Origin of the sequence: Bizionia sp. (assembly GCF_048259285.1) — a bacterium.
GTDB lineage: Bacteria > Bacteroidota > Bacteroidia > Flavobacteriales > Flavobacteriaceae > Algorimicrobium > Algorimicrobium hallyeonense.
The window spans coordinates 1-5,924 of record NZ_JBLXHU010000083.1 but is presented as its reverse complement, the minus strand read 5'-3'; the positions used below and the strand labels follow the sequence as shown (position 1 = coordinate 5,924).

Genomic DNA, 5,924 nt, shown 5'->3' with positions numbered 1-5,924 from the left:
TCGGTTATGGTTATGGCTACGGTTATGGATATAGCTATACCAATGGTTACCATAGAAGAGGTATATCTTACAACTCAGGAAGAAGAGGCTCAATTGTGAATAGAAATTCTGTTTTAAGTTCAAGATATTCTAGAAATACAGGTGTTAGTCCAAGAACAAACATTACAACTAGACCTAGAACAAGTACAACAAGACCTAGAACAAATTCTACTACTAAGCCTAGACTTAATACAACTAGACCAAGAACTAATACGTCAACTCCAAGACCAAGAACAAACACCTCTACGCCTAGACCAAGAACTAATACATCAACGCCTAGAAGTAATAATTCTACACCAAGAAGTATCTCTACACCTAGATCAAGCTCTCCTTCTAGAAGCCGATCTACATCTGGAGGTAGCTCAAGAAGAGGAAGAGGTTAAAATAAAAATCTAAATTGTTATGAAAAAATTATTTATACTAGTCATAGGTGTTATATCTATGTCTATAAGTCAAGCTCAAAACATAAATGACGCGTTAAGATACTCTAGTGGAGACATTAAAGGAACAGCAAGATTCCAAAGTATGGGTGGTGCTTTTGGAGCGCTTGGAGGAGACCTAAGTGCCTTTAGTGTAAACCCTGCAGGTTCAGCAGTTTTTACAAGTAGTTATGCCTCTATATCTTTAGGTATTGAAAACAATGATAACAACATTAGTTACTTTAACGGGATTAATGAATCATCAAACTCATCTGTTAATTTAAACCAAGGTGGAGGTGTTTTTATATTTAAAAACACTGACACTAACTCTTTATGGAAAAAGTTTTCCTTAGGAATCAACTATGATATTTCTAAAAATTATGATGATGATTGGAGAGCAAATGGAACTTGTAATACTAGTATTGGAGAATATTTTTTAGCTAATGCACAAGGGTTACGTTTGGATGAAATTTCAGCATTACCTGGAGAATCTACTACTGTAGCTTATTCAGAAATTGGTAGTGCATTTGGATATCAAAATCAGCAAGCTTTTTTAGGTTATGATTCCTACATATTAGAACCTGACACTTTTGATGATAATAACAGTACTTACACTAGCAATATCAAGGGAAATACATTTAATCAAGATTACAATTACGTTGCCACTGGCTATAACGGTAAGATTAGTTTTAATGTTGGTACACAATATGGAGAGGACACCTATTTTGGTTTAAATCTAAATTCTCATTTTCTAAACTACGAGCGCTTTACTAGCTTATATGAAAGTAACACTAATGAAAACTCAACTGTAAGAGAAGTATTATTTGACAACACTTTATCTTCAAATGGATCAGGTTTTTCTTTTCAACTAGGAGGTATATTTAAATTAACAAATGAATTAAGAGCTGGTTTAACTTATGAATCTCCAACTTGGATGAGCATACAAGATGAAACTACGCAATATCTAGAAACATTAGTTATAGACGATACAAATGGTGACTTTTATCAAGTTGTAGACCCTAATATTGTTAATATATTTGAAACCTATCGTTTACAAACCCCAAGTAAAATTACAGGAAGTCTAGCTTATGTCTTTGGAACAAAAGGTTTAATTAGCTTTGATTACTCTAGAAAGGATCATAGTAAAACAAAATTTAAACCAACTTCTGACAGATATTTCAACCAACAAAACACTATCATCGAAAATGCTTTAACAGCAGCATCAACCTATAAAATTGGTGCAGAATATAAATTGAAACAATTTAGTTTTAGAGGTGGATACAGAATTGAAGAAAGTCCATATGCAAACAAAAACACCATTGGCGACCTTACAGGATACTCATTAGGTTTAGGTTATAATTTTGGAAATACAAATTTAGATGTATCATACAGCAGATCACAACAAGACATCAACTATCAATTGTATAATACAGGACTTACTAATGCTGCGACAATAGACAATTCTAACTCAAACATCACATTAACATTAGGGTTTAAAATTTAAAGCTTAATATTAATAACTATATATAAAACCTGAGCTAACGTTCAGGTTTTTTTATGCACTACTTTTTCACGCATAATATTTTATAATGAAATGATTTACAGCATCTAGCATTATCAAACTCAGATAAAAGTTGGGAAGATGCAACTAAAAAAGCAGTAAAGCATGCGTCTAAAAGCGTTAAAAATATTAGATCTGTCTATGTACAAGACCAAAGCGCTAGCGTTAAAGATGGCGAGGTTGTAGATTTTAGAGTTAACCTTAAAATTACTTTTGAAGTTAACTAATACCTTTTTAAAGTATTTTATTATAAAAAAAGCCTGAACATTTGTTCAGGCTTTTTTATTGGTGTTATTTAATCTTGCTTACTTATCTTTTTAAAGTAAAGTGAGCTTTAAATTGTTTTCTTGTATTTGTCGTATCGTTTGGTTCTCTATACTCAACCGTAAACCAATAGTCACTGGTTGGCATTGGGTTACCATTATACGTTCCATCCCATCCTGGACCACTTGGACTTAATTGTTTTAATAATTTACCATAACGATCAAAGATGTATATCTCAGCATCTAATTGGTCTTCTATCCCGTAAATGTTCCAGGTGTCGTTAAACCCATCGTCATTTGGTGTAAAGAAGTGTGGATAATCCATTACCATAATTGATAAGCTTGTTTCTCCACATCCATTTATGTCTCTTACTGTGATTATATGTTCTCCTGCGCCTACGTCTGTAAACATATACATATCATCATTTGGTGTGTTTGACTCCCATGGTCCGTCGTCTAGGCTAAACTCAAATATGGAGATTCCGCTTCCTGTTGCTGACACTGATATATTATGTACTTCTGCAAAGGCTGCTGTAGTTACTTCTGCTGTGATTACTGGTGGCTCACTCTCCTCTACTAGTGCTGTGTCATCATTGGTACATCCTGTAACTGCATCTGTTACTATTACTGTATACTGACCGCCTTGTGTTGGTATTAAGCTGCTTCCTGTTTCTCCTGGAAGGGTTACGCTTTCTAATTGCCACTCAAACGTGTAATCCGTCGTGTTTAATCCTGTGTCTAATACTGGTGTATTAACCACTTCTGTTCCGTTTGTATTAACACATAATAAATAAGTGTCATCTAAATCAAACTCTGGTAATGGATTAACTTGTAATGTGATCTCTGCAGTGTCATAACATACTGAGCTGTCTGCTTGATTATCTAATACGCCATCGCCATCAATATCTACTGCATCTGCAATACCATCGCCATCAATGTCTACTTCATCAATTAAACCATCTGCATCTGTGTCTGTTCCGTCTGATAGTCCATCGCCATCAACGTCTATTAGATCAAAGACTCCATCTAAATCGGTATCAATTGTATCTATTGTTCCGTCTCCATTAAAATCTATACCTGTTGTTCCTAATCCTGCTAGGTCGATAGCTAATGGTAACACTGTCATAGTGTTGTTATCTACACGTACATAAATGACTTGTGGATTTACAGTGTTTTCATATATAAATGGAAGTGCATTGGTTGCTGCATCTGCATCCGCTTGGGTTGCGTAATAGCTTACAATGTAATTTGCTGGATCTTGTCCATCTAACACGTCTGGATTTAATGTTAATAAATCAAATTGTGCGCTATCATCCGTTGTGTCACCATCGGTTTCCATATTGTCATCACAAATCTGATATACGATTGGTACTAGGTCTGGATTGGCTTGTGCGGCTTCCTGAACTTCAATATTAAACGTAGTTGTGGTATCACAGCCTGTTAGGGTATTGGTGATATTAACGTATATGGTTTGTGGGTTACTTGTATTGGTATATGGACTGCTTAATGCATTCATTGCCATATCTGCTTCGCCTTGAGTTTCGTGATAGGTTACAGTAAAGATTGTTCCGTCTTGTCCATTTAGGATTTCTGGGGTTTTACTTTCTAAATCAAATCCATATTGTCCATCATTAAATAATTCGCAATAGATATAATCTTCTATTGGACTAACTACTGGTAATGGATTTACTGTAATGTCAAAACTTACTATGGTATAACATCCTGTTCCTCCTGTTCCTGAGGCATCTGTTCCGTTTGTTACACGTAAGTAAATGGTTTGTGGAGTGATTGCTACTCCTGGATTATCTGGATCTTCATTACTATGTGCGGTTGGATCTACTATTTGATTTGTTCCCATTAGGGCATCGTCTAAATCCGTATAGTAGCTTGCACTTACTCCTAATTCTCCGTTAATAGTTGCTACTTCATTTGTAGTTAGGTCAAAGATTTCTATTAAATCATTTGGACCTACAACATTTACATCATCACATAACTCTAAATCTGTTGGGTTTTGTAATGGTGTTGGGTTTGGTAACACACGGATGGTTAGTGTTGTAAATGAGAAACATCCTGTATCTGCATCTGTGACTCTAACATAAACCGTTTGTGGGTTAGCTGGATTTGTTCCGACCATCATATTGGTATACATGGTTGGGTCTGCTATTGGGCTAATATCGGCTTGTGCATTGGCTTGTGTTTCGTAATAGGTTATGATCCAACTGGTATTTCCTGCAGTAATTTCGTTGTTTTTAACCGTTAGATCAAACGTTGCCATATCGTCATTGTTTTCGTAATAATCTGCATCTAACTCATCACATATGGCTAATGGTGTTGGTTGCACAATTACTGGTGGAAACTCAACTCGGATTACAAAGGATCCTGTTGTAACACATCCATTTACGTTACCTTCTAATCTTACGTAAATCGTCTGTGGGTTAGTAACATTGGTATAGTTACCTGTGTTAACTATTGGACTAGTTCCGTTGTCTGCTGCTAATTGTGTCGTATGGTAAGTTAATGTAAAATCTGCTGGATCTTGTGTCCCTAAGATTTGTGGTGTCATAACCGTATCAAAATCAAATTGGCTAAATCCATCATCATTATCATCACATACAATATAATCATCAAGTGCTACTGGTACAACTGGTGATGGTTGCACTTCTAATGGTAATACAACAATTGTGAAACATCCTGTAATATCATTTTCTGCACGTACGTAAATCATTTGCGTGTTGGCAACAATATTTGTGTATGGACTAACTAAAGCGTTTAAATCGTTAATCGCATCTGATTGTGTTTCGTGGTAACTGATGCTTACGTCTGGCTCTCCATTTAAAATGGTTGTTGTTTGACTGTCTAAATTAAAGGTTGTAAATCCGTCGTTATCGTCATCACATTCTATTAAAGCCATTGGACTTGCTTGTGGTGATGGGATTGGGTTTACTCGTAAATCTAAGGTTATCGTACTTACACAGCCTGTAACATTATCTACCGCTCTTACATAAACCGTTTGTGGATTAACAATATTAGTGTATGGACTAAAAATTTGGTCTGCTGCTGTAGCATTGTCCGCTCCTGATTGACTAATATAGTGTGTTAAGGTAATCCCTGTTTGTCCTGCTAGAATTTGGGCGTTTGCATCTTCTAAATTAAAGGCTTCTACTTCGTCTCCTGGATTATTATAATCACATAAGGCTAATGGATCTGGTTGTACTAATACTGGTAATGGGTTTACAATTAAATCCATTGGTGTTACTGTAGAACAGCCATTGGCGTTATCATCCACACGTACCCAAATAGTTTGTATATCTGCGGTTGTGTTTGTATAAGCATTTGGTGTTGCTATTGCATTTGTTGGAACGTTAGCGTTGGCTTCTGTTTCGTAAAATGTTATTGTATAATCCGTTGCTGCTAAATCGTTTGTGGCATCTGCATCTAACTGATTTAATATCTCTGGATTGTTTAATTCTAAATCAAAAATAGCAAATCCGTCTGCATCATTATCACATACTTCTAGTGGACTTGGATCTGTTATTTGTGGTGTTGGATTAACTATTAAAACTAAGTCCACAAACGTCGCACAGTCCGTAGCTATTGTAGTGCTTTCTACGCGTACATATATAACCTGTGTATTGGCTACAA

General features: G+C 35.6%; 2 protein-coding genes and 2 pseudogenes. 3 read left to right on the top strand and 1 reads right to left on the bottom strand.

The window, feature by feature from the left end; genetic code table 11:
* The 3 genes and pseudogenes from ACN0QX_RS15205 to ACN0QX_RS15195 all read left to right on the top strand — a co-directional run.
* Window positions 1-422, top strand: a pseudogene (locus tag ACN0QX_RS15205) (hypothetical protein); the annotation flags it as partial.
* A gap of 19 nt (window positions 423-441) precedes the next feature.
* Window positions 442-1,962 carry an OmpP1/FadL family transporter gene (locus tag ACN0QX_RS15200; RefSeq protein ID WP_417198167.1) on the top strand — a complete coding sequence of 507 codons (1,521 nt, stop codon included), beginning with the start codon at window positions 442-444 and terminating at the stop codon, window positions 1,960-1,962.
* 110 nt (window positions 1,963-2,072) lie between these two features.
* Window positions 2,073-2,246, top strand: a pseudogene (locus ACN0QX_RS15195) (dodecin family protein); the annotation flags it as partial.
* Between the two features lie 82 nt (window positions 2,247-2,328).
* Here ACN0QX_RS15195 and ACN0QX_RS15190 read toward each other — a convergent pair.
* Window positions 2,329-5,924 (bottom strand): T9SS type B sorting domain-containing protein (locus ACN0QX_RS15190; RefSeq protein WP_417198166.1); only part of this gene is annotated, 3,596 nt, incomplete at its 5' end.